The sequence below is a fragment of the Providencia sp. PROV197 genome (assembly GCF_028479625.1).
Taxonomy (GTDB): domain Bacteria; phylum Pseudomonadota; class Gammaproteobacteria; order Enterobacterales; family Enterobacteriaceae; genus Providencia; species Providencia vermicola.
This window is the reverse complement of the sequence record NZ_JAMPNZ010000013.1, coordinates 1-26,056: the sequence shown is the minus strand read 5'-3', so window position 1 is coordinate 26,056 and position 26,056 is coordinate 1. Positions and strand designations below refer to the sequence as shown.

Below are 26,056 nucleotides of genomic sequence, written 5' to 3'. Positions count from 1 at the left end.
ATGGCTATTCTCTGTAAACCCAAAGTAACCACAATTAGCTGTACCCTTAAAAAATAAACAGGCATTCCCTGCAAGCCGACTCTCATAAAAGACAAAAAATAAGTGAGCAACTGGAGAAGAGGTATGATGAATCATAAGAAATCCGTATTTTACGTGTCGTTAGCCATTAGCTTGGCTATCATCAGTGTGGGCGCATTTATCCCCGACAAACTGGAAGCATTTTCACATTCTGCTCTGAGCTTTATCTATAACAACCTAGGTTGGTTCATTCTGGGCTCTGTTTTTATCTTTTTTAGTTTCTGCATGTTCCTTGGTTTTTCTAAATTCGGTCATATTCGTCTTGGCGATGACAGCGATAAACCCGAATACAGTACGGTGACATGGATTGCCATGCTATTCAGCGCATCTATTGGTATCAGCTTGATGTTCTGGGGAGTTGCAGAACCTGTTTCCTACTACATCAGTCCACCCATTGGCCAAGGCTCAACTGAGCAATCCGCAAAATCAGCGATGCAGTATGTTTACCTTCATTGGGGCGTTTCCGCATGGGCCTGTTACGCACTGGTCGGTGTCGCTTTAGGGTATTTTCAATTTAGAAAAAAGCTACCTTCATCAATTAGTTCCGTTTTCTATCCCTTAATTGGCGATCGAATTTATGGTTCTGTCGGTAAGCTAATTAATGTGTTAGTGATGCTTTCCGTTGTGATTGGCATCGCCACATCATTGGGGTTTGGTACACTGCAAGTTAACAGTGGCATGAACTACTTATGGGGGCTTCCAATTAGCATTTACGTGCAAATTGGGTTAATTGCAGTTATCACTGTTGTTTATATCGCATCAACCATCTCTGGATTACAAGGGGCGATTAAACACCTATCGAACCTGAATATCATCCTCGCATTAGCATTGATGGCATTTATCTTTATCTCTGGTCCAACTCAAACCATCTTAAAAGTGTTGTTCCAAGGTATTGGCGATTACGTACAAAACTTTGTCAGTATGTCATTTCGTACTGAGCCTTATAATGACGGTACTTGGATTGCTAACTGGACACTGTTTTACTTCGGCTGGTGGATTGCTTGGGCACCATTAGTCGGTAGCTTTGTCGCGCGTATTTCGAAAGGGCGAACCATTAAAGAATTTATGATTGGTGCAGTATTTATTCCAGTATTAAGTGCCTTTGCATGGTTTGCCGTAATGGGCGGATCGGCTATTCATTTAATTCAAAACTTAGGGCAAACAGCGCTCGCGGATGCAGTGAAAACCGATGTGACATCAGCGTTATTTAAATTCTTAGATTATTTCCCTGCATCTACTTTCATTAGTGTACTTGCCATTGCATTGGTGTTGATCTTCTTTATTACTTCAGCAAACTCGGCGGTGTTTGTTTTGGGCATGGTCAGTGAAAATGGTAATCCTAACCCGTCTCACATCACCAAAACGATTTGGGGTGTTGTGATTGCCGCGATTGCGGTTGTACTCATCATGACGGGCGGGTTATCAGGATTACAATCAGCGCTAGTTGCTATGGCAGTCCCTCTTTCCATGATGATGCTGTTAATGTGTTATTCCACTTATAAAGGGCTGAACGAAGAAGTGAATGCACAGGTCGCAGTCCAAAGACAGACAAAAGAAGATCTCTCAATGGCCAATGAACCTGTATTACCCGAAAAATAGTTAAAAAATGAATTTATAGTCGCTCAACAATAAAAACCCCAGAACATTTGGTATGTGCTGGGGTTTTTTACTCGCTTTCAGGAGCAACTATTGGGAGCCAAACAGTGTGAGCGCTAAGACTAATGCGTCTTCTCGGCCTTTTTTAGCAGGGTAATAGTCTTTTCGTACAGTGACTTCATGAAAACCGAGCTTTTCATACAAATGCAATGCAGAAGCATTTGATTCTCGGACTTCTAACCAAAGCGTCATAATGCCTTTATTCATCAGCTCACTAATCAACTGTTCTAGCAATAAACGCCCATATCCCTTGCCTTGGTAATCAGGGTGAATAGCGATATTAAATAGTGTTGCCTCATCCAGAACACATTGCGTTATCGCATAACCAACAATCTGATTATTAATAGAAATTTTTAGGTTATGATACTTTTCCCCTTGATTCCCATAAAAAACTCGCTCAGTCCATGGAAAATCATGGCTTAACTTCTCAATTAAGAAGGCAGTAGCAAGATCAGATTGCTTTAGTGTTGAAATTTTCATCATATTGATAAATTTGTTTCCATAGTGCCTGTTTGCCGCTGATACTCGTCATAAGCTCAGACAAAACAGGTGAAAAGTACGTCATTTTTGAACCTTCTGGATGGGTTTCCCCCCCGAGAACCCAACAAGGAATTGTTATTGGTGTTGGGATTAAATTCAGCTGCTCAGAATTAATGCAAACCACATCATCTTGTGCGATTCGCATTGAAAGAAAAATATCTTTTAACAGCTGGCTATTTAAATCAAGGTTCTCATCAGTAATAATAATAAGCTTAGTCGACGCTGGGATCCTGACACCACGTTCGCCACGTAACACAGCTGGATTTCTCACCATCCATTGAGTGATCCCCATTTGTTCTAAAAGCCTGTCACGTCGTGTCATTTATTTTTCCAGTCGCTATTTTACAACCCCATCTTATCAAAGGGGATTAATAGCGCCAACAGAGCAATGCGATTTCTCGCATTTCTGGTATGGTGTTAGCAGTTTTTATCATTTTAGGAGATTGACAGAATATGTCATTACTGACACCGGCCAGTGAAGTTATCCAGCGCCATCTTGAGCATTTTACGGATCGTCATGTCATTTTGGCTGGTGACATTCAGGATGAATTGGCTGCCACTCTCGAAGCAGCAAGTGTTCGCGTCGTAACAAATCAATACCATCGTTGGAAAAACCTGCAGCCTTTGATGGGCGAAATGGTTTTATTTTCATCAACCACACCCGCTGAATTTATTCAGCCTTGCGATACATTGATTTACTTCTGGCAAAAAAATAAACAAGAAGCTTGCTTCCAACTGGACGATCTGTGCACCCATCTTGCTGCGGGTAGTCAAATTTTTATTGTTGGCGAAAACCGCAGTGGCGTCAAAAGCGCAGAATCCATCATGGAAGGTATCGCGACCTTACAAAAAATCGACTCGGCCCGCCGTTGTGGCTTGTATTATGGTGAATTAGAGCAACCAACCACCTTTGATATTGCACGCTGGTGGCGTCACTATGATCTTGATACGGTTAGAATTAATGCACTACCTGGCGTGTTTAGTCATAATGAGTTAGATATCGGCAGTGATTTACTGCTTTCAACATTAACAGAGCCAATGAAAGGCGATGTTCTCGACCTAGCTTGTGGTAATGGTGTTCTTGCAACCGTCATTGGAACGCAAAACCCTGATGTTAAGCTGACGTTAAGCGATGTTAGCGCCTCCGCATTAGACTCCGCAGCCTCAACACTTGAAGCGAACAAACTCACGGGAGTCGTCATTGCAAGTGATGCCTATTCAGATATTCACGACAAATTCGATTGGATTATCTCTAACCCACCTTTCCATGATGGGCTAAACACCAGCTACAGTGCCGTTGAAAACATGATTTACCAAGCCCCTAAATTCCTGAAAAAAGGCGGTCACTTGCGCATTGTTGCCAATGCATTTTTACCTTACCCAGACTTATTAGATAAAGCCTTTGGTAGCCATGAAGTGCTAGCAAAAACAGGTAAATTCAAGGTATACCAAGCCACGAAACGCTAGTTAATGACCCTATTATCGTGCAATTTAGCGGTCAGCCTCATAGGCTGGCCGTTTTTTAATCAAAAAAAAATAGATGATTAAAAAAATATTGACGTCCGCTAAAATTAGCCTAAAATCCGCTGCGTATTATCGCTGTAAGAAAAGTTAGATTTGGCATTGCGAGGGTGGCGGAATTGGTAGACGCGCTAGCTTCAGGTGTTAGTGTCCTATGGACGTGGGGGTTCAAGTCCCCCCTTTCGCACCACTAACTTTAGATAAACACAGTAGTTCAGCATTGACGAAACAGTATTGCGAGGGTGGCGGAATTGGTAGACGCGCTAGCTTCAGGTGTTAGTGTCCTTCGGACGTGGGGGTTCAAGTCCCCCCTTTCGCACCACTGGTCAATGAATGTTATTTCCCCAGCAGCCTTTCGCGCATTTTTCTGAAATCTTCCCAGATTGCATTCAGCTCAATTAACACTTTCGCAAATCAAACTACCTTTGCAACACAAAAGCCATCAAAAAGCACAGTAATGAAACTACAGCTGGAATAATCAATAAACGGCGAGAGCCGCGATTAAATAACATCCCCGCCGTTGCGATCATCATAGTGATCATCACCACTCTTAGGTTATCAAAACCCATATTGCTGAGGACATAAGCAATGCTTAGCAATACCACGGCAAAGACACCCCATAGGCCAGCGCCTATACGCCGTAAACCTGCGGTTTTTGATATGCTAGTTGGCATAGTGACCTCAATAATCTTAAATGATAATGATTATCAATCATATCTAATTTTTAGTAAATTTCAATCGTTTTTCTGCGAAAACACCCCTAAATTAACACGATTTTTACAAAATAGATAACTTAAGAAAACCAATAAACAAAATGAATATCTTCTGGTTCCAGGGCAAACAGCTCTGGGTCTGGTGTTTCAATCAAACCACATCCCATGTATTGGTAAAAATGCACCGTATTTTCAGATGGCGTTGCAGAGATATACAGCCCTTTCGCCCCTTTTTGAGTCGCAATATCTACACATTGTTGAAATAACATTCCCGCAATCCCCTTGCCTCGATATGCATGGCTCACGTGTAAAAAGGATAACTGCAGTAAATTCTTTTGCTCCCCTCGCCAAATATTATCCACGCTTGCAGCCGCAATGATTTTTCCTTGTTCGAAGACACCCAGAAAAATAGCACCTTGGTCATAACTGTCTAATAAATGTGGGGTATAAGCCTCGGGTTCGCCTTCTGGCCAGCCTTTCATATCAAAGCGCTGCTTCGAAAGCACCAGTTTGCCCTCTTGGTGTAAATAAAGGTGTTCAATTAATTCAGTGCGATCGATTGACCAAACAGAAGGGATTTCATCTCGTTGTAATTCGCGGATTTCTCTCATGATCTTATTCTCATTATCAGCGCCAATATAAACGCTCTTTATTGTTATCAGGTGAATTTGTTTTCCAAGATAACCGATAAAAAAATAAGTTCAACTATTTCAATAAGCTATTAAGGCAAGGTTGAAATAAAAGCAAGATATTCAAAAGAGATGGGAACATAAAATAAAAAATTCCCCACAACATCCATATTGCGGAGAATTTACACTACAGGGTTGGTTTATTGCTTCAATCCCATTGCATCACGCATGGTAAAGAACAAATCGGTTTGGTCAGTCAGACCCATCACATTCGCAGCGTGTGGACCATAAGCCGCAACACGCAGCTGAGCACCAGTATGCTCTTGTGAATCATCTTCCTCAGAGTTACCGTAATTCACCACCATCACAGAGCCGTCTTTGGTAATCAACGCTTGAGTTAACCCCGTTGATTTCGTGCCTTCTGGAATAATTTGGCTTGAATGTGAATGGTCAGCAGTCACAATAACTAATGTATCACCATGTTTTTTCGCGAAATCTAAGCCCACTTGAACCGCTTGGTCAAGAGCAACCGTTTCACCAATTTGGCCGCATGGGTTGGCTTTATGATCTTGTTTATCGATAGATGCACTTTCAACTTGTAAGAAGAAACCATTTGGGTTGACTTCTAACAGGTCAATAGCCTTTTGCGTCATTTGCGCTAGCGTTGGTGCGTTTGGATCTAATTTTGGATTCGGCTTACACTCCAACGGAGCATTGTTGATGTTGCCATAGTGCACCGCCTTTGGCCCTTCCCACGCGACTGTCATGTTGCCATCGTGGAATAGTCCAAGTAGAGGTTTGTCTTGGTTTGCCAGTTTTATATCGTTCAGCGACTTCGCATCACGCACAATAGTATAACCGCGCTCAATCGCTTGTTGCTCAAGCGTCTTACCTTTATAGTCACCCGCTTTCGCTTCTTGTTTAAAGCTCTTCGCACCACCGCCCAACGTCACATCCGCACGGGTTACCAATAACTGTTCAGAAATCGAACCACGACCACCATTTTCAAGGGCATTGGTTCCACATTTTTCTGAAGTTTCTTCTGGGCCGTAACATTTACGTGCCGTCACGTGGGAGAATTGCGCCGCTGGCGTTGCATCTTGGATCTCAGAGGTCGTCACGTTACCTGTCGCTTTACCGTTACGTTTAGCGATTTCAATTAATGTTTCGTGGTCTTTACCAAAGACGTCTACCCCTAAAGCCCCATTGTAGGTTTTCACCCCAGAAGACCATGCTGTAGCGGATGCCGCTGAATCTGTGACGTAATCAGGCTTTTGCGTCTTTTTATCTAGCGCATAATGCGTATATTGCCCTGTAATTGGCAATGCATCGATACCTTTAAAGAATCCAGAAGCCCCTTCTGCATAGTTACGTGCAACGGTGATTTCTGAATCACCCATGCCATCACCAATAAATAAAATCACGTTTTTTGCTTTGCCATTATGTAATGCGGCTTTCATGATATCCGTTTGCTCGGTCGCTAAGCGACGTGCACCACCAAACTTGGTGATATCACCTTGTGCTGCGCGGTTTTCTGAAACTGCATCATTTTTATCCGCTGCATAAGCTGGAAGGGTGCTACCTAACATTAATGTGCTGACTGTGACAGCTAAAAGGGATTTCATAAAATTACCAGTCATAACTGTTTTCCTTGCCAATCAATAATGAAAAAAGAGGAAGTATGCTTCAAATAATGACAGGCATGCTAAAGTAACCAGATGACAGTTGAATGACGCTTTTATGGCGAAATGAAGACGATTGTCATAAATGTGAAAAAAGCAGCGCATTATCCGCTGCTTTTTTATTGAAATTAACGCGCTATTACCACTGAGAAGACAGTTGTTTAGTGCCTTCGTATAATGTTTCGCACCAAGAAACATAATCGTGCCCGCTGGGTAATTCAATGGCATCCACTAAATAGCCTTTATGTTTCAACACTTCTAATAACTGATAATGATTTTGAATGATCCCGCCCCAGCTTCCTCGTTGCTCAAATAAGCCTGCTTCGAGGAAAAAGCGAATAGGCTTCGGTGGCATCGTTTCTATTTCACTGATTAACCATTCAGGATCTTCCCCTTTTGGCGCCCACCAATAAGACCCTGACATACTCAGCACATTGCCAAATATTTCAGGGTGTTGTAGTGCATTCCACGTTGCCCCTAACCCTCCAAAACTTGATCCAGCAATAATGGTATGTTCCGCTTTCGCATCAATACCTTTTTTCGCCAATTGCGGCATTAATTCATCCACCAGCAATTGCGGGAAAAGCGTGTTCGGAGGCAGTTCTTCGCCACGCCTATCAGAGCTAATACTGTCGACAAACACAATATTCATTGGTGGGAGAGAGCCCTCGTTCATCCAGCTATCAAAAAATTTCGCCATTTGATAAGTATGAAGATAGATTTGCCCATCCAAAAGTACCAATAACGCAGGCTGTTTCATCTGAATATTTGGCCGGTATACCGTAATTTGCCGCTCATTATTCAAAATTTGGCTAGATAAGGTAAAGGTTTCTAACTGCCCTTGAATGTGTTTTTTTTCAATAGCAGGAAATTGACACTGGCGAATATTCGGTGCCAGTGATAGCAAGGAAAAGCGATTATATTTATCCGTTGAGCCAGAAGGGATACTTTGTGAGTTGTAAGGGTCAGCCTGGGCGGTGACTAAAATGGCTTTGCGTTGTGCAAAACCGCCTTCAGGTACGGTAGGGATATCAGGGGCAATTTTATATTGAGTTAATGTATCCGCTGGAATGATGAAGGAACGGTGCCAAATATCCGTTCCTTCTATTTGCGCCATTCTTTCATGATTACCCGAAGGCGCTCCTAAAATATACGCATTGGACTTTGCTCCGCGCCATAAAAATGTCGCTCGTTTTTGTCGACCTGCAAGGTCTTCAATAAGCGGCGTCCCTTGTTTGGCAACCTCCTGCCAAAACGCATTAGTATCACCATGATGATAATGTTCATTGAGCAGGCTTTGCAGTTTAGGGCTAATGGGCTCGTTATCTTTTTTAATCGCTAAAGGCTGATAGTCACTCACATCAAACTGTAATTGCCATGATTTACCTGGAGAGCCTTGTAAATCGAGGTAATACACACCATTTGTCGGCACGATGTAATCAGCTGTATGCGGTTCTTTGTCGGAACCATATGCCTGTAATACACGGACAGGCTGCTTGTCAGCATTTAATAAAACAACCTGAGAGACCCCCTCACCGCGCTGCTTAATAAAATCTTGCTGCAAAGCCTCAAAATAAACGCAGCTATGGCCTTCGCTATCATGTACGCCTTCCACAGAAGAAAGCTCACCTAAACGAATGCAGTCAGATTGCGTTGCCATCGCTGCACAGGAAAACAAAATACAACCTAAAAGCGGCAAAGATTTCACATCTAATTCCAAGGAGTCAACTGATAATAATTATTACTATCAAAAAACCTTTTTAAACTCAATGGGTAGCGGTATGTTTTTCCATCAATTGGTTAATCAGCTGAAGTGAACTGAGTAACCGGTATCGCTGCGTTGGCGCTATTTTCAAGTAACGCCTTGTTGCTGGAACGCGGCTAACAAGTTCCGATGCGGTAAAGGGCTCGATTTCACAACGCCAGTGACCATGGCTCAAAGTTATTTGGCATGAATTAAAATCTAACTCTTCCAGTGTCTCTCTAATAATTGGATAAGCATTCAGCCAACCAATCACTTTTTGCCCATCGGGTTGCTTCGACACAAAATGAATGTGTTTTTTTCTCACGCTACCACGCGTTTTCACGACAATTTTTGCATTTAAATTTTCATCACAAAAACCTGACACTGAAAAACGGCTGTACACAATAAACGCGAGGAAGAGTTTTCTAACGCGCTCAGTGACGTCAATGGTCAACGAAGGTTGCGGCAGAATAAGGAGCACACCTGGTGCTCTCCACTCACATGGATAAGGCGCCATATCCCGCTCAATTCGATTTAACGTTAACCCGGCTTGGTAACCTGTTGGTAACCGTTTTTTCGTTAAGCCTCCCAATCGCTGTAATAGCGAAGGTTTAGGCGAGGTGACGTAATGGCTCAAGTTGTACCTCCTCATTTTCTTCATCTCTAAATGAATTAGACAGAACAACTTCAACATCAACGGGTTTGAACGGATTGACCTTCTGAACAAATACTGTCCAAATCAGTGCATAACTGGCCGTTAAACCTAACATTATCGCAAACGGAATATACACATCAGACTTATTCATACCTGGCGGTGTGATATACACAATCGCTAAAATAATCCCGACACTCGAAATAATTTGAGGAATTGGGAAAAACGGCGAGCGGTAAGCTCGGTGTAAATCAGGGCGGCGAATACGCAATAGCACCACGGAAATAGTCACTAATAAATACGCAGTTCCCCAAGAACACACTGCCGCTAGCACCAGAGGAATAATACGGTCAAGATCACCTTGGATAGCAAAAGCATGTAAACATGGGATCATCACAGCCACTAAAATACCGAATACGGGTGTTTTAAAACGTGGGTGCAAATACGTGAAGATGCGCGGTAATGCACCATCTAGTGCCATGCCATATAAAATACGCGGCACAGCAGCCATCAGTGTATTAATGGTTGCCCCACCCGCTAATAACAGTGCGACACCAATCCAGTATTTACCAAATTCCCCCATGACTCGCTCTGCAAACGCAGGGATTGCCATCGGTGTTTCCAATAAGCGCGTGCCTGTTTGTGGGTCAACCACCACGTTTTCCACTTGATTGGCCAGCGCAGCACCAAACAGCACCATACATAAGGCCACGCAGAATAAACCCGTTGTCATGGCGCGAGGGATCACTTTGGCGGAATTTTTAATTTCTGGCGCCATTGGTGTGACAAGCTCACAACCAACAAACATAAACATCGCCATACCCACAAAACTTAAAACCAGTGTTGGATCAGAGATATTTAGCTCTGCACCAAACCACCCCTCCATCGGTACGTTAAACGGTAACATCAAGCCTGTAATACTAAAGATCACCAGTGTTGACCACATGGCGAAAGTCAATACCACTTCAACCTTACCAAACGCTTCAATACCAAAAGCATTTAAGATACCGAAAGTGACAACTAAACCCACACCAACCATCCAAGACGAATTACTGGTTTCCAGTACCGTATTCAGGTGCTCAAAGTTCACTAACGCCATAATCCCCGACAGAATAGTTTCTGCGGTTCCCGCAAAGACATGCACAATCAAATACGCTGATAATGCACCAGTGATAGCCCAGAAGCGCCCCATACCACAAGAAATATAGTCATACACGGAGCCAGAGGTGGGTAAAATCGCAGCGGCCTCTGAAAAAGTGGTGAGCTGTGCCTGCATCATAATGAAGCTCAGTAACACGGCTAATGCAAACGTATCGCCACCAATACCAAACCCACTGGTGACGGTTAAGATAACAGGGCTTGCCATAATCAAGCCCGCGGAACTCGCCAGCGTCGTTGGGAACCCAACTTTCCCCTTTTCGAGATGTGACGTTAATTTTGAGGATAAATTCATTTTGCTTCCCTCTCGCTCTATACGCAGCCATGGATGTGAATTTTTTGTAAAAAAAGCGTGACTACATTGCCACTATAGAAAGAAGCACAAAGAGGCGACCATCGTCCTAAAGAACGATACCCAGAGAGAGGGGGGAGTTCTTATAACTATTCGAAAAGTACCAAGAAAATCAATAGAAATAAAAATATATACTTTAATATCAATACATAACAATCATTTTGATCATTAATATATTAATAATCAATTAACCAAAGATACCAAATCCTAACAAATCAAGACTGAACCAATTTTTACTTGTTTTAAATACTGTTATCGACCTCACGTTATTAACATGTTTACTTTATGTTAATAACAATAAAGCGCATGATAATTATCTGACTCACTATGGAAGGGGATAAAATGAGCCCACCTCAGTTTAGCGACCACCAGCAAACATTGATTGATTGCTGCCTAAATACCATTGCACACATTATCCCTATTACTGCGTCAGTGTATTACCTGGTCAACGACCACTGGCAGCCAGACAACTATGTGTTATATGGGATCCCTGCTCAAATGCACCGAGATTATCTGGCTTATTTTCATCAACTCGATCCACTCCATCCCGATAAATTTCGGGAAGATGATTTAAGACTAGTCAGGATGTCTCCTGAAATTCGTCAGCAAAATCAGGCTTTTTTTCATGATTTTATGCAACCTAATAATCTAACAGATATGGCTGAGATTTTTATTCGTCGGAAAAATAAAATTATTGCTGGAGTTTCAGTACTGCGAGACAGCCCGTTCTCACAACACGAAATCATGCGGTTAAATGCGATTTTACCTGTTGCAGAGCTGATGACGTTTGATATCTTGCCTGATTCTTTAGTATCTTACACACCAAAAGAACAAGAAATCATTCATTTGGTGCGTGAAGGCGCGAGCAATAAGCGTATTGCGTTGTTATTAGGCGTGTCATTATCCACCGTAAAAACCCATCTGCGTAATATCTTCACTAAAGCCAATGTCACTAACCGAACTGAACTTGTGTCATCAGGGTTTATTATTCGTCAGGAAAAGTTTTAATTAACTAGCGACCACCTGCCGCATCAATAATTGAACCCGTCACATAGGATGAAGCATCACTTAACAACCATGAAATAATTTCCGCAATTTCTTCAGGTTCTCCGCCTCTTTTCAGTGGTAACTGTGCCGCAACCCGATCAACACGCCCTGCTTCACCGCCGTCTTGGTGCATCTGCGTATAAATGTAGCCAGGACGAACACCATTAACACGTATCCCTAACTCAGCTAACTCTAATGACAGCCCCTTTGTAATGGAGTCTACCGCACCTTTTGACGCGGCATAATCGATGTATTCTCCAGGCGCACCTAAACGTGCTGCCGCTGACGAAACATTCACAATCGCTTTTTTATCAAAGTGGTTAAAATGGCGAGCCAGTTGGATAAACTCACGGCAACATATCAGTAGCCCAGTGACATTAGTCGCAAGAACAGTATTAATTCGCTGTGCTGTTAACGCTTCTGTTCTGCATTGCTGAAATAAAATACCCGCGTTATTTACTAAATAGTGCAAGTCACCATGTTGCTGCTTAACGGTCTCGAACAGCTTAACAACCTCACTTTCACTGCTAATGTCGCATGGTAATGCATATGCGACACCTCCAGCCGCCTGAATTTCTGCAACAACCCCTTCCGCAGCCTGATGGTCGCTTTTATAATTAATAAGCACTCGCATACCGAGCCGTGCGAGTTGTAGTGCTGTTGCACGACCAATTCCTCGGCTTCCACCAGTAATCAATACCGTCTTCATACCACCACCTAGCTCAGAAATAAGATACAGCTATCATAGCCCTATTCTTCATCACCACGTGAATAAAAGCATAAAAAAACCCGGCACAATGGCCGGGAAGCAGTTGATTAATACTCAAAATTAACCACTAATAACGCACCATGACAGATTTTAACTCAGTGTAATACTCAATAAAGGCACTGCCAAACTCACGACCAATACCTGAAGACTTAATACCGCCAAATGGCACCGCAGGATCAAGGAAAGTGTGCATATTCACCCAAACCGTCCCCGCTTCAATACGAGAGATCATCCGCATCGCCTTACTAAGATCGTTTGTCCATACACTGGCTGCTAAACCAAATGGTGTGCTATTCATCATCTCAATCAGTTGTTCTTCGTCATCGTAACTTAAGAAGGTGCCGACAGGGCCAAAGGTTTCTTCCTTCATCAATACATCGTCTGGGCTATTCGCTCGAATGATAGTCGGCGGAACAAAATACCCCGCCCCTGTAATCGGCTGGCCACCATAAATAATTTCGCTGCCATCTTGGCGCGCTTTTTCAAATAGGCTGAGGATTTTTTCGTAATGGGCTTTGTTCGCAAGCGGCCCCATTTCGGTTGTTTCGTCTAATGGAGAACCTATTTTTATCGCAGATAAACGGACTTTAAGTTCAGCCAGTACCTCATCCATTAATTTGGATGGGATATAAAAACGCTCTGCCGCTGCACAGATTTGCCCTTGATTAAGGTAACCCGCTTCGATAATGCCATTCACGATCTTCTCAACAGGTAAATCCGCCAAGAATGCCGCACCGTTTTTCCCCCCTAGCTCTAATGTCACACGGGTTAATTTTCCTTCCATTGCTGTGCGCCCTACCGCCAGCCCAGTCGGTACCGATCCAGTAAAGGTCACTTTAGAACACAGAGGGTGTTGAATAAGTGCAGGCCCTACTTCGCGACCACCACCGTTAACGATATTAATCACGCCATCAGGAATACCTGCTTCTTTCGCTAATTCCGCCACGCGTAACATCGTCAGTGGCGTAAATTCGCTCGGCTTCAAGACAATGGTGCAGCCACACGTTAATGCAGCCGCTAATTTCCAAATGGAAATCATAATGGAGAAATTCCATGGAATAATCCCTGCAACAACCCCAACAGGCTCGCGTTGTGTAAACGCGGAATACTTTTCGCCATTAAATGATGGCAGTGACACATTTAACGTTTCACCGCTAATTTTTGTCGCCCACCCCGCGAAATAGCGTAAAAACTGCGCCGCCGACCCCACCTCAAGGAAACGGGAAAGTTGAATCGTTTTCCCTGAACATAGGGTTTCAAGCTGCGCGAGTTCTTCAAGGTGCTTTTCAAGTAAATCCGCAAGGCGGTTTAGGCAATTTCCACGTTCCATCGGTGTGGTATTTGCCCAAATACCTTTGAATGCCACATGTGCCGCACTCATTGCCGCATCCACTTCTGCTAACGTCCCTTCTTTGACTTTAGCGATAACCTGTTCAGTGGCTGGATTAACAACGTCAAAAAAAGTCTCACCCTTGCCAGAAATCGGTAACCCATTGATAAAATGCCCATGTTGACGTTTCAGAAATTCGCTGACTTCAGGTAATAGGGTTAACTCACTCATTGCAATCACTCCACTAAATAGTAATTAATTAAGCATTCACACAAGCTAGGTAGTGCTTAACGAAACGCGGGGTATCAATTTCCCATAAGACTTCAGTACCTTTCGCAGCAAACCATGTATCGCCTTTATGGTACTCAACCGTCACACCCGTTTTAACATCTGTCAATTTAACTGAGCCTTCGTGTACTGTTGCCATTTCATCAAACGGATAAACCATTTTGAATTTGCCTGTTGTACACGCAAAAATACCGCAAGTTAGGTTATCCGTTGGCTCGCCATGAACCATCGCCACACTGGCTTGTGGGTCACCTTCGACAACTACAGAGCCTAAGTTTGTTACGCTACCAATGTTCAGCAGCTCTGGAAGCGGTTTATTCAGCAGTAATGGACTAATCATGATATTTACCTTTAATCGATTTCAATAAAATAATTATACGGATACGAATTAGCGACGGCCTTGCCAGTAACCCGATGTTTGGTGCATGACTTTCGCAAGTGAAACAATCACATTACGCATGCTGTCTTTGCCAATAATATTGGCGTGAGGAATCGAACTCATTAAGTCATAACGATGAGAACCTTCCACCATGCCTTCAGCCAACACTTTGCACACGATCTGGCTTGGCGTTACGCCGAAACCTGAATATCCCTGAGCATAGAACACATTTTTATGTTGAGGCAAAGAACCTATTTGTGGGAAAAGATTCGCACTACAGGCCATCGGGCCACCCCACGCTAATTCGATTTTGACATCTTTTAGATAAGGGAAAACCTTCAACATTAAATTGCGATTCCAGGCTTTTAAATCAGACGGAATATACTCAAGAAAATGCGTTGAACTACCGAATAACAGACGGTTTTCGTTAGTGACCCGGTAATAATCAATCACAGGACGAATATCACTATATGCACCGCGGATCGGGCTAATTTGCTCAATTAATTCGTCAGATAGCGCTTCTGTCATTAATTGATAAGCGTAGGTATTGATGGTTTTTGGATAAAGCGTGGGCTCAAGACCATTTAAGAATGAGTCACATGCCCATAACATTTTCTGTGCTTTAACGGTTCCCATCGCCGTTCTAACTTTGATGGTATTACCATACTCAACATTCAAAACTTGGCTATTTTCAAAAATCTTTGCGCCATAAATCTCGCTAACTGCTTTTGCCTCACCCAATAAGAGATTTAATGAATGTACATGCCCACCGCCCATGTGCTTGATACCACAGGTATAAGCATCTGAGCCGATAATCTGCTTTAGTTCTGAGCCACTATAAAATTCAATTTCTTCATCAGGATCAACAGATTTGAAATCTTTCAGCCAACTACGTAATGTTTTTTCTTGGCGAGCATTGCTGCCTAAATAAGCATATCCACGGCAAAAATCCGCATCAATATCGTATTTAGCAATACGTTCACGCATGATCCCTGCGCCCATATTGCTAAGCTTAAAGATGGTTTCTAACCCTTCTGGACCCACATATTTTTTGATTGCATCGATATCATGCCCAATTCCAGCCATCACTTGGCCGCCATTACGCCCTGATCCCCCGTAACCGAGGTAACGACCCTCCAAAATAGCGATGTTTGTGATCCCTTTTTCGCATAGTTCAAGCGCTGTGTGGATCCCTGAAAAACCGCCCCCGATGATCACGACATCCACATCAAGATCTTCTTTCAGTGTTGGAAAACGCAAATCGTATTTCTTTGTTGCTGCGTAATAAGTTAATGATTCTACTTGGTTATTCATAATGGATACCCTGTTTAGTATCTTGCAATACCTCGATTATCTTAACCTTGCATTAACAATTACATAGCCCTTTAGGGACATTTAAAACAAAGATTTAACAAATGTGAGCCAGGTAGAATATTTAAATAAAAACAAAATATTTTTAAATTATTTTTTTTATTTTTAATTCAATTAGTTAATTAAATATTTCGATATTAATAATAATTAAATACATTTTTTCAAAAAAATTTAAATTAACATAACAAAAAACGCAATCATATGATTATTAAAATATAATTATAGTTCTTCATTATTCGCACTGCATTTATACTCATGCTATACAGTCACTGAATTACTCGATTCATTAATAAATTAAATAGTTCAGCTTGCGAGTTAATATTCAATTTTTGGTAGATATTTTTACGATGATTTTTGACTGTACCAAGGCTAATAAAAAGTGACTCTGCAATTTGAGGTGATCCTTTGCCTTCCAGAATCAACTCCACTACCTCACATTCCCTTGGCGTGAGGCCGAAACGAGTTTGCCTATCTGCATTTTGATAGTGGTTCGATACCACATTGGGAGAAACTTCTTTATGCAATCGAGCCATGCTGCAAATAATTTCAAACGCTTCTTTTAAGGGGGCTTGAGTATATTTTTCTGAGAAAAATGGTCTGTCTTCATTACCAAAAAATATTCCCAATTGCCTATCCGCAGAAATTTCCAGCAACAGTCCTGCTTCGTCACACCAGCCCGTTTTGCGATAAAAATTCAGGTAATAATCTGTATGATAAAAACCTTTAGGTGCCAATTCCTTCAATGTAAGAACCTTGGACGTCCCTCCTTTTTGGATCTCTTGGTAAAAAGGATCCATTAAATAAGCGCCTCGCTGATAGATTCGGTTCACACTATCACTGTTTCGTCGTTCAACTTTTGAAAGAAAACGTGGAGGCGTATCCTTTTCAAAGGCATACACGATGGCATTATCAAAAGCGATAAAGGATGATAACCATGATAATAAATTAGGATAAAACTGGTTAGTTGCAACAGAATCAATCACATCAGGTAATTTAGTGAGATAATTATCCATTCCGCCCCCAAGTTTGTTAACTTATTAATAAATTAAATATGGCTCATAAATACATTAAGCCAAAAGAATATAAAAAACACATTATTTGTATAAGCTCAAACCACTTGTTATTAATATGTTAATCAAATCACAGTATCGTCCAAAAGTATTAATATTTTGTTACTAAATACTTGAGTGATGACAGATAAACAAGAAGCAGATCACAGGAAATTTCACCATAATTTCTTAGTCTACCTCATCAATAAAAGCGTTTTAGACAAGGAGATATGATGTCTTCACACAAAATTATTCTGGATTGTGACCCTGGCCATGATGATGCCATGGCGATTTTATTGGCTCTGGGTAATCCAAGTGTGGAACTATTGGCTGTCACCACCGTTGTGGGGAATCAAACCCTAGAGAAAGTCACTCACAATGCACGCGCGCTCCTTGAATTTGCGGGCGCAAGACATATCCCGATTGCCGCAGGTTGCCCACGTCCATTAGTTAGAGACATTCAGAATGCTGCTGAAGTGCATGGAATTAGTGGGTTAGATGGCACACATCTCCCTGAACCAACATTACCCCTTGATAAGCGCCATGCTGTTGACCTGATCATCGATACGCTTAAAGCTCATCCTGCAAAAACGATTACATTAGTGCCCATTGGCGGGCTAACAAATATCGCCCTTGCGGTAAGAAAAGCCCCTGAAATTGTTGAATTAGTGAAAGAAATCGTGCTAATGGGTGGTGGATACCATACGGGGAATCGTTCAGCTGTCGCCGAATTTAATATTGCCATCGACCCAGAGGCCGCACATATCGTTTTCAACGAAAAATGGCCATTAACAATGGTTGGATTGGATTTAACTCACCAAGCAAAACCAACAGATGCCATCATGGCTAAAATTGCCGCGCTCAATACACCAATTAGCCGATTTGTTGTTGAATCGTTGAACTACTATACGGCAGGGTATCGCCAACGTAACGGCTACAGTGACCATGCGCCCGTTCATGACCCTTGTGCTGTTGCCTATGTTATTGACTCCTCAATGATAGAAACGTGCAAAGCCCCTGTTGATATTGAGCTTCAAGGAACGTTAACGCTTGGAATGACAGTAACCGACTTTCGCGCCCAAGCCCCCGCGGATTGCCATACACAAGTGGCGACGAAGCTTAATAACCAGCGGTTATGGGAAATGTTTATCGATGCGCTAAAGCGATTAGATAAATAGTAAAAAGGTAGCTTATTCCGCTGCATAAGCTACCTGCTTTGAATACTAGTCTTTGATAATATCTTTTAATTTCGTATAGCGCCTAATTAAACGCCACTTTAATTTTACCGTTGTCGCATGGTTCCACACAATTTCCCAATATCCTTTGTCGAAAAATTGCTGCACCATTTCTTTACGAATTTCAGGGGATTTAATCGCAAGTAAAGCTTGAACAACGCCTAATCCCTCTTTACCTACTTGCCAAATACACGCTGGTGCTTGTTTGACTTGTTCAGGATAACGCTGGTAAATCTCTAATAACATATCAATAATTTTCAAATAAGTATTAATTTTACGCACTGACCGTTCGTCACCGCTCAACGAATGAGAAACAGACTGGTTGTGGATCAAATAGCGATAATATTGCTCATTAATAAATTGCACACGTTTCGCAACCAATAAAACCTCAGTTGTCCAGGGAATATCTTGATGATGCAGCTTCGGCTCAAAGAAAAAGTTATATTGGCGCAGCATATCTAAACGGTATAGATTCAGCCAAGTTACGTGCAAAAATTTACGTGAGCTTAGCCCTTTTTCTAACCATTCAGGGCCACTTATCACCCCTGTAGAGGCTACCTTATTTGGCGGAAATATCGCTTTCGGTACATCGCCATTAGTATAAACATAGGTACCATTACAAGTTGCAACATCTAAGTCACCCGCTAATGCAATTTCTAACAATCTGCCATACATTTTCGGGCTAATTTCATCATCGATATCAGGAAATGTAATATATTTCCCTGTCGCTTCAACCATTCCAGTATTACGAGCAACTGACACGCCTTGGTTTTCTTGAGACAAAATCTTCAGATGACTGAATTTATCTTCATACTCTTTGATAATTCCTTCGCTGTTATCCTTAGAGCCATCATTAACAACAATGAGCTCCCAATTTTCTAAATTTTGCGCTAATAGACTATCAAAGAACTGAGGTAAAAACTTTTCACCATTATAAACCGCAACAACAATACTCAAAACTGGTTGAGAAGACATGTATTAACCCTATACCAATCGATTTAAAAGTACTAACCCAATGCAACATTGCTCAATAACATAAACAAACTCACCTGATGAGTTTTTAGAAATACCCTAAATTAGAAAAGAAGAAACCATATTGGTTCCATTGTCATAAAAATTTCATAATCCAATAACTCTAGGCATTCTTCTTAAAGGAATAATTAAAAATTCGAATATGTTATAAACTCTAATGAACTAATTATCACTTGATCAGCCTAATAAACATTAACGACATCTTAAACAAACTTAATTGAGGATCTCTTGTGGCTGGAAGTAGTTTACTGACCTTACTTGACGATATAGCAGCCGTGCTTGATGACGTCGCAATGATGACAAAAATGGCCGCGAAAAAAACATCTGGTGTTCTAGGAGATGACCTTGCTTTAAATGCTCAGCAAGTATCAGGCGTTCGTGCTGAACGAGAAATTCCTGTTGTCTGGTCCGTTGCTAAAGGCTCATTTCTCAATAAATTAATTTTGGTTCCTCTCGCTCTATTGATCAGCGCGTTTATTCCCTGGGCTATCACGCCTTTATTAATGTTAGGTGGCGCTTACTTATGTTTTGAGGGGGCAGAAAAAATTGCCCATAAAATTTTTCACTCTAATGCAAAATTAGCAGCGAAAACACACTCGGTGCCTGAAGAAAAACTGGCTGAATTCGAAAAAGAAAAAATCAAAGGCGCTATTCGCACTGATTTTATTTTATCCGCTGAAATTATTGCAATTACATTAGGCATTGTATCTACCACAACGATTATTAATCAACTCGCAGTACTATCTCTTATTGCTGTTATTATGACTATAGGTGTTTACGGGCTCGTTGCTGGAATTGTTAAACTTGATGATTTAGGGTTTTATCTGCAAAAGAAAACATCAGCATTACTACAAAAAATAGGCAATGGGCTTATTTATACCACACCATATCTGATGAAAACACTTTCCGTTGTCGGCACAGCCGCAATGTTTATGGTTGGAGGTGGTATACTCACTCATGGCATTCGCTATATGTCTGAATGGATTGAAGAAATATCCTTCACTGCCTTATTAACACCTATTATTGGGAGTACTATGCAGTTTATCCTACCGACAATAATTAACTTATTTTTTGGCTTCATTGTTGGTATGTGCCTTGTTATGGTTTTATCTTTAATCAAGAAAATTCAAAAAGCCTAATACCAAAAATAGAATACGGCTTTTTATCCGCATTATTCTATTTTTTCGCTTGATGAAATAAAAACTTTTCTACTTAGATTCCTATTAATTTACTTTCTCTCACATTATCGATGTATAATAAAATACATATTGATAGGTTCAAATTTTGTGTATTTTAGGGATTATTAAACCTACCTTTTAGAAATCATAAAACATCTAGTCTGATCTAAATCAAAAGAAACTCACCTTTAATTTACGTTATAATACGTAACCATTATCAGAAAAAATACAAAGCAGCCTATTTTTATCTATTAATATCAACAAGTAAGGATAATCGCAGATTTCAATCTTCTATTTTCAGCGCGTTATACGCAAATTAAGTCCTTTAAGTTAATACTAAGGTAGTATATTTAATTAGGTTACCTTTATGAACAATATCGCCAACCTAATCTTAAAACTAGTTGTACCACGGATTTTTGAGGAACTATAAATGCCGACTCTGTATCGTCGATTCTCTATTATTAACCAAGTTATTGGCCTAATGTTGCTAATTGCTATCCTTGGAATTATAGGAATGACGATTTCAAATAGAATGATTATCAGCGTTCAAGGTAACGCTCACGCAATCAACAAATCTGGTTCATTACGCATGCAGAGCTACCGGCTGCTCTCATTAGTTCCTCTTAATCAACAAAATCAACATTACTTAGATTCTCTAGAAAGTGATTTACTAAGCCCTGAACTCACCCAGGTCGTCAAAGTTGAAGATTTAACGCCACAATTTAATGAACTTCACAACTTTTGGCTGCTTACATTACGCCCTACATTAATAAATGCAAATACACCAAATGATGCAAGATATGAAGTTATTTCGTTTGTTAATAAGCTTGATGAGTTAGTCCACAGCATTGATGAGAAAACTGAAAGAAAAATAGCCTATGTCGCCATGACACAGCTCATTTTCATTAGTTTAGTATTCTTACTACTCATGGGAACTATATGGCATTTGCGGCGAAAAATTTACTACCCATGGATGAAATTGCTATCAATGGTAACCGCTATTGGACAAAAAGATTTCAGTCAACGCTATCCAAAAAATAATCGACAAGACGAGTTAAATGCATTGGGTGAAACATTGAACCAAATGTCAGAAGAACTCGCACAAAGCTATCACCAATTAGAAGAAAGGGTGGCAGAAAAAACGGCCGACCTTACGAAAAAAAATCGTGTATTGTCCTATTTATACCAGTCGAATCAAATTCTTCACTCATCTGAACCACTTTATTTAAGACTGCAAAAAGTCCTGATTGAACTGAAAAATATTACAATATTAAATAACCTGAGTTTACGGTTATATGAAGATAGCAATGAAGCTTATTTTCACAAAATCAACTGTCAATCGATAGGATTAGATGGCGAATCTCCCCATTTAAATGAGCAGCAAGATAGTTTATTAGCAAATGAAAAAATCACAATTTTACAGTGGGAGTTGTCAGATAACATGCACCGTTATGGTGTCATTATCGGTGAAATAATGGCTGGCCAAACTCTATCTGATGAACAAAACAATTTAGTCTCAATGTTAGTTAAACAAATATCTGGCATGCTCGCAATGGAACACCAAATTGAACAACAGCAACAATTATTAATTATGGATGAGCGCTCGGCCATTGCACGTGAACTACATGATTCAATTGCACAATCACTATCTTGTTTAAAAATGCAAATTAGCTATCTACAATTGCAACCTGAACCATTACCCGAAAAACCTCAGCAATTATTAACTGAAATGCGCAGCGAAATTAACACCGCTTATAGTCAGCTAAGGGAGCTTTTAACTACTTTTCGATTAAAATTAACTGAACCAGGGCTACTACCCTCTTTAGAGAGTACGATTAGTGAATTTAGTGAGCGGATGGGTTATACGATTAAGTTACACTATGATATTCCAGCGAAGAGTATCTCACCACATCAATCAATTCATATTATACAAATAATCCGAGAAGCCCTAAGTAATATTTTAAAGCATGCTAATGCAAGTTGGGCAGAAGTCTCATTAACACAAAATTCAGGTATTATTTGTATCAAAGTTATTGATGATGGAGCTGGAATCACTGCAAATGTCGACAAACTCAATCACTATGGTTTAATTATTATGAGAGAAAGAGCCCTTAGCCTTAATGGCGAATGTTTTGTTATACCCAGACCTCAAGGCGGAACAGAGGTTAAGGTAACTTTCCCTTTATCTGACGCTTAATACACCAGAGAGAATCATCTATGGAAAATACAAATACAACGAATGATAAATCAACCATCCTGCTGATTGATGATCACCCAATGCTACGAAATGGCGTGAAACAACTGATTAGTTTAGAACCTTCATTATACGTTATAGGTGAAGCTGGTGATGGGAAAACAGGAATTCAAATCGCAGAAGAACAAGATCCTGACCTCATTCTTCTAGATCTCAATATGCCAGGTATGAATGGGTTTGAAACACTCGATGAGTTAAGAAAAAGAGAGCTGTCAGGCCGGATCATTCTCTTCACCGTCTCAAATTATAGCGATGACTTAGTGAATGCTTTAAAACGTGGTGCTGATGGCTATTTATTAAAAGATATGGAGCCAGAAGAACTTATTGTCGCACTTAAAGAAGCCGCAAGTGGGAAACTGGTTGTTAGCCCAACACTCACATCTGTTCTTGCTGAATCTTTACGTGATAATCCTAACAATAATGAAAATAATATCGCGACCCTAACACCAAGAGAAGCTGATATTTTAGAGTTAATCTCACAGGGACTTTCTAATAAAATGATCGCTCGTAAACTCGATATCGCAGAAAGTACTGTAAAAGTACATGTGAAACACTTACTTAAAAAATTAAACTTAAAATCTCGTGTAGAAGCTGCTGTTTGGGTTTTACAACAAAAATAAATATTAAAAGTGGCAGTACAAATAATAATATAGCTGCCATTTTAAAATAAATACACTGTGAACATAAATTAAGTATTATGAATAAATAGCTCAATTCTACAATTTTATTTTTTTAGTTATAATAAACTACAGCAATAATTTTAATGATAGGAATCAGGTCGATGGAAGATGAATTAATTTTAGTTAACGAAAATGATGTTGCTATCGGCACTATGCCCAAATTACTCGCGCATCAACTCGGCCGCTTACATCGTGCTTTTTCTATCTTCGTTTTTAATGAACAAAATGAGCTCTTAATTCAACAAAGAGCACCACATAAATACCACTCTTCTGGTCAGTGGGCTAACACATGTTGTAGCCATCCAAAACCCAATGAAGAAACGCAAAGTGCAGCTGAGCGTAGACTTCAAGAAGAATTAGGTTTTACTACACCACTAACCCATGTAGGCTCTCTTATATATCGAGCCGATGTAAATGGCGGGTTAATTGAACATGAATATGACCACCTATATGTTGGCCACTATAATAAAATGGTTTATCCCAATGTAGAAGAAGTCTCATCCATCCGTTGGATTAGTATTTCTAAACTTATTTCTGAAGTTAACCAACAACCAGATATCTTCACGCCTTGGTTTAAAAAAATACTGACTAAATACCCATCCTTACATTTTAGTAGAGATTAAATAATGTTTTGAAGATTATATTTTACAATTAAAAATATAATCATTAATTAGTCTTATTTCTTTCGAAAGTGATTTATCCTCACCATTTAACTCTATGAATTCACTTATCGCACGGTAAATACCCTCTGTTTTTGGAGATAATAAATAAGAGGAATCTTTCGCTTTTCTTAGACTAATCGCTTGCACCACACATAAAAAAACAATTGAAATTAACTCATATCCATATGTTAATTGATTTTGTAATTTTTCAGCAACTAATTGCGCATTTGTCGCTGTATCTTCGACATTACCTGCGACAGAAAAGTAATCTAATGAAACAGGCATTGCTAGATTTTTAATTCTCATCCCCAAAGCAACTGCAGGTTTTTCAATAGCACCAAGTGCATGAAATGCTGTTTTATTACCCAAAAATCGGGTTAATTGTGTAAAATAAGGATCATTGAGTTTTACTATCTGCTGCACATTTGCTAATGCATTATGAGCTATCGCTAAACTTAATTTTTCAACGGCTAAGACCCAAGGTAATGTTTCAAAGTTTCCACTTGGAAGCACAGCCTGATGATCATAATTCCCAGTCAAACTATTATTTACATTTTTAGTGAGCACACATGGATTATCATTTGAACCATTAACCTGAATAAGAAGTTGCTTTTTCGCTTGCTCATAACTTAAACGCAATTCTGCTAGTCGATATACCCCGCAGCGATAGCTTAATGGATCTTGTAAATGTCGTTCATCATCATGAGACTCTAGCGAAGAACCAATTAATAAATTTCTAAGTTTAGCGCCCATTACAATAACTTCAGGGTAAGCACAAGCATCCAAAACCCGTTGATTTAAAGGTGAGAGATTACCATTTAAGGCTTGTAAATTTAAACAATACAGCAACTCACTTATATTTATATAATGCGCTATTTTTAATAACGCAACTGCTGTAATAGCAACAGAATAAGCATTTGAACATAATAAAGATAGTGAATCTTTTGCCCAGGGCTCTATGGGTGTGATTCCAACAAGTTGAAGTGCCTTTGAAGAAGGCATTGTTTTACCTTGGTAAATTACCTCTCCTTCACCTAGCATTGTCAGTCCTACATGACTCAATATAGTAATATCCCCCTCACCAATCGAGCCAATACTGGGTATACAAGGAATAATATTTTTGTTAAGCAATTCAACATAACTACTAATTATTCTAGGCTGAATTCCACTATAACCATTGAGCAACATGTTTATATGAATCCCCATTACAGCCCTAACTAAACAACTATCTACAAGCTTACCTATCCCCATAGAATGTGCACGTATCAATTTTTTATTAAAAACAGTCGATTTCTCAATTAGCTCTTCAGTAAATTTTCCATTTAACTTTATATATTCTGTATCTTTATTTAAACCAACTCCCACTGTTAGACCGTATATTTTTGCACCTTTTTCTGCTTCTGATATTAATACTTTATGGCTTTTATCTAATTGTTCCATTGCAGCCCCCTCCACAGCAATACATTCGCCGTTCATAATTAATTTTACATCATGAAGTTTCAAATTTTTTCCATTTAATAAAATCATATTCCCCCTAAAAAATAGAATAAAAAATAAGATAATTATCAACTATCCTTTTCACTTACTTATATTAAATACTAATTTTTTATTTTTAAACGTCAACTATCAGTCATTATTCATTAGAGATAAATTAATAATAATCATTAAGTAATGCTATTATTTTAAATAACAATATTGTTAAGCATAAAAATACTTACCAAGGAGATTATTGATAAGCTTGCAAGGATTCCTATCCTTTAATTACAAGTCATAACAATGTAAACATAAAAAACATAACATGCTGATGACACAATGATTAGTTGCTAAGTGGATTATTGATAAGCTTACAAAGATTTCTCCGTTTTAATCACAAGTCATAACGACGTGAACACAGAACACGGATCACACAACGATGAGTTGCTAAGTAGATTATTGATAAGCTTGCAAAGATCCCCCCGTTTTAGTCACAAGTCATAATGACGTGAACACAGAACACGGATTACACAACGATGAGTTGCTGAGGGGATTATTAATAAGCTTAGAAGAATTTCTACGTT

23 protein-coding genes and 2 tRNA genes are annotated in these 26,056 nt (G+C 40.0%); 10 read left to right on the top strand and 15 right to left on the bottom strand.

Going from position 1 to position 26,056, the window contains the following annotated elements; genetic code table 11:
* Positions 1-123: 123 nt before the first annotated feature.
* The gene (locus tag PR808_RS06485) at positions 124-1,677 is read left to right on the top strand and encodes a BCCT family transporter (protein ID WP_206084479.1); all 1,554 of its coding nucleotides are present in this window, start codon (positions 124-126) and stop codon (positions 1,675-1,677) included.
* Between the two features lie 87 nt (positions 1,678-1,764).
* On the opposite strand, the gene rimI is transcribed toward PR808_RS06485, so the two are convergent.
* Together rimI and PR808_RS06475 are read right to left on the bottom strand one after the other, a co-directional pair.
* A complete protein-coding gene (rimI, locus tag PR808_RS06480) occupies positions 1,765-2,217 on the bottom strand; it encodes a ribosomal protein S18-alanine N-acetyltransferase (RefSeq protein ID WP_206084478.1) in 453 nt (150 codons plus the stop codon).
* The gene (locus PR808_RS06475; protein ID WP_272538955.1) at positions 2,186-2,596 is read right to left on the bottom strand and encodes a DNA polymerase III subunit psi; all 411 of its coding nucleotides are present in this window, start codon (positions 2,594-2,596) and stop codon (positions 2,186-2,188) included. The genes rimI and PR808_RS06475 overlap by 32 nt, the downstream gene beginning before the upstream one ends.
* A 131-nt stretch (positions 2,597-2,727) precedes the next feature.
* Between PR808_RS06475 and rsmC the strand changes: the two genes are divergently transcribed.
* The 3 genes from rsmC (at position 2,728) to PR808_RS06460 (ending at position 4,117) form a co-directional block, all read left to right on the top strand.
* Positions 2,728-3,741 (top strand): 16S rRNA (guanine(1207)-N(2))-methyltransferase RsmC, encoded by a 1,014-nt coding sequence (gene rsmC, locus PR808_RS06470; protein WP_272538954.1) that lies wholly within the window; start codon positions 2,728-2,730, stop codon positions 3,739-3,741.
* 158 nt (positions 3,742-3,899) lie between these two features.
* Positions 3,900-3,985 (top strand) — tRNA-Leu (locus tag PR808_RS06465).
* A gap of 46 nt (positions 3,986-4,031) precedes the next feature.
* Positions 4,032-4,117 (top strand) — tRNA-Leu (locus PR808_RS06460).
* 97 nt (positions 4,118-4,214) lie between these two features.
* On the opposite strand, the gene PR808_RS06455 is transcribed toward PR808_RS06460, so the two are convergent.
* The 6 genes from PR808_RS06455 to PR808_RS06430 form a co-directional block, all read right to left on the bottom strand.
* Entirely contained in the window at positions 4,215-4,469 is a 255-nt protein-coding gene (locus PR808_RS06455; protein ID WP_206084475.1) for a DUF1435 family protein, read from the bottom strand.
* A gap of 119 nt (positions 4,470-4,588) precedes the next feature.
* Positions 4,589-5,119, bottom strand: a complete 531-nt coding sequence (locus tag PR808_RS06450) for a GNAT family N-acetyltransferase (RefSeq protein WP_206084474.1) — start codon at positions 5,117-5,119, stop codon at positions 4,589-4,591.
* A gap of 218 nt (positions 5,120-5,337) precedes the next feature.
* Positions 5,338-6,777, bottom strand: a complete 1,440-nt coding sequence (gene phoA, locus PR808_RS06445) for an alkaline phosphatase (RefSeq protein ID WP_206084473.1) — start codon at positions 6,775-6,777, stop codon at positions 5,338-5,340.
* Positions 6,778-6,958: 181 nt separating this feature from the next.
* The gene (locus PR808_RS06440; RefSeq protein WP_272538953.1) at positions 6,959-8,527 is read right to left on the bottom strand and encodes an alpha/beta hydrolase-fold protein; all 1,569 of its coding nucleotides are present in this window, start codon (positions 8,525-8,527) and stop codon (positions 6,959-6,961) included.
* Positions 8,528-8,585: 58 nt separating this feature from the next.
* Complete coding sequence (locus PR808_RS06435; RefSeq protein ID WP_241016849.1) at positions 8,586-9,200, bottom strand: DUF3156 family protein; 615 nt, start codon at positions 9,198-9,200, stop codon at positions 8,586-8,588.
* Entirely contained in the window at positions 9,175-10,668 is a 1,494-nt protein-coding gene (locus tag PR808_RS06430) for an APC family permease (protein ID WP_206084471.1), read from the bottom strand. The genes PR808_RS06435 and PR808_RS06430 overlap by 26 nt, the downstream gene beginning before the upstream one ends.
* Positions 10,669-11,067: 399 nt before the next feature.
* Here PR808_RS06430 and PR808_RS06425 point away from each other — a divergent pair, with 399 nt between their 5' ends.
* Positions 11,068-11,733: a helix-turn-helix transcriptional regulator gene (locus PR808_RS06425; protein ID WP_206084470.1), complete on the top strand. Its 666-nt coding sequence runs from the start codon at positions 11,068-11,070 to the stop codon at positions 11,731-11,733.
* Positions 11,734-11,737: 4 nt separating this feature from the next.
* Here the strand turns inward: PR808_RS06425 and PR808_RS06420 are convergent, their stop codons facing one another.
* From PR808_RS06420 to PR808_RS06400, 5 genes are all read right to left on the bottom strand, one after another.
* Positions 11,738-12,481, bottom strand: coding sequence for an SDR family oxidoreductase (locus PR808_RS06420; RefSeq protein WP_272538952.1), 744 nt, complete (start codon positions 12,479-12,481; stop codon positions 11,738-11,740).
* Between the two features lie 127 nt (positions 12,482-12,608).
* Entirely contained in the window at positions 12,609-14,102 is a 1,494-nt protein-coding gene (locus PR808_RS06415) for an aldehyde dehydrogenase family protein (RefSeq protein ID WP_272538951.1), read from the bottom strand.
* Positions 14,103-14,130: 28 nt separating this feature from the next.
* Positions 14,131-14,499, bottom strand: coding sequence for a cupin domain-containing protein (locus PR808_RS06410; RefSeq protein WP_272538950.1), 369 nt, complete (start codon positions 14,497-14,499; stop codon positions 14,131-14,133).
* Positions 14,500-14,547: 48 nt separating this feature from the next.
* The gene (locus PR808_RS06405; RefSeq protein ID WP_272538949.1) at positions 14,548-15,852 is read right to left on the bottom strand and encodes an NAD(P)/FAD-dependent oxidoreductase; all 1,305 of its coding nucleotides are present in this window, start codon (positions 15,850-15,852) and stop codon (positions 14,548-14,550) included.
* Between the two features lie 323 nt (positions 15,853-16,175).
* Positions 16,176-16,922: a helix-turn-helix transcriptional regulator gene (locus tag PR808_RS06400; protein ID WP_206084465.1), complete on the bottom strand. Its 747-nt coding sequence runs from the start codon at positions 16,920-16,922 to the stop codon at positions 16,176-16,178.
* A gap of 269 nt (positions 16,923-17,191) precedes the next feature.
* On the opposite strand from PR808_RS06400, the gene uriH reads away from it, so the two are divergent.
* Positions 17,192-18,136 (top strand): uridine-preferring nucleoside hydrolase UriH, encoded by a 945-nt coding sequence (uriH, locus tag PR808_RS06395; RefSeq protein WP_272538948.1) that lies wholly within the window; start codon positions 17,192-17,194, stop codon positions 18,134-18,136.
* Between the two features lie 45 nt (positions 18,137-18,181).
* Here uriH and PR808_RS06390 read toward each other — a convergent pair whose 3' ends face one another.
* Positions 18,182-19,168 carry a glycosyltransferase gene (locus PR808_RS06390; RefSeq protein WP_272538947.1) on the bottom strand — a complete coding sequence of 329 codons (987 nt, stop codon included), beginning with the start codon at positions 19,166-19,168 and terminating at the stop codon, positions 18,182-18,184.
* A 287-nt stretch (positions 19,169-19,455) separates the two neighbouring features.
* Here PR808_RS06390 and PR808_RS06385 point away from each other — a divergent pair, with 287 nt between their 5' ends.
* The 4 genes from PR808_RS06385 to idi all read left to right on the top strand — a co-directional run bounded on the left by PR808_RS06385 (position 19,456) and on the right by idi (position 23,960).
* Positions 19,456-20,364, top strand: coding sequence for a DUF808 domain-containing protein (locus PR808_RS06385; RefSeq protein WP_206084459.1), 909 nt, complete (start codon positions 19,456-19,458; stop codon positions 20,362-20,364).
* Between the two features lie 469 nt (positions 20,365-20,833).
* Positions 20,834-22,600, top strand: coding sequence for a nitrate/nitrite two-component system sensor histidine kinase NarX (gene narX / locus PR808_RS06380; RefSeq protein WP_206084458.1), 1,767 nt, complete (start codon positions 20,834-20,836; stop codon positions 22,598-22,600).
* A gap of 20 nt (positions 22,601-22,620) precedes the next feature.
* Positions 22,621-23,277, top strand: coding sequence for a two-component system response regulator NarL (narL, locus tag PR808_RS06375; RefSeq protein ID WP_206084456.1), 657 nt, complete (start codon positions 22,621-22,623; stop codon positions 23,275-23,277).
* A 161-nt stretch (positions 23,278-23,438) separates the two neighbouring features.
* Complete coding sequence (idi, locus tag PR808_RS06370) at positions 23,439-23,960, top strand: isopentenyl-diphosphate Delta-isomerase (protein ID WP_272538946.1); 522 nt, start codon at positions 23,439-23,441, stop codon at positions 23,958-23,960.
* A 15-nt stretch (positions 23,961-23,975) separates the two neighbouring features.
* Here the strand turns inward: idi and PR808_RS06365 are convergent, their stop codons facing one another.
* On the bottom strand, positions 23,976-25,526 hold the full coding sequence (locus tag PR808_RS06365; protein ID WP_272538945.1) for an aromatic amino acid ammonia-lyase: 1,551 nt from the start codon (positions 25,524-25,526) through the stop codon (positions 23,976-23,978).
* Between the last annotated feature and the right edge of the window lie 530 nt (positions 25,527-26,056).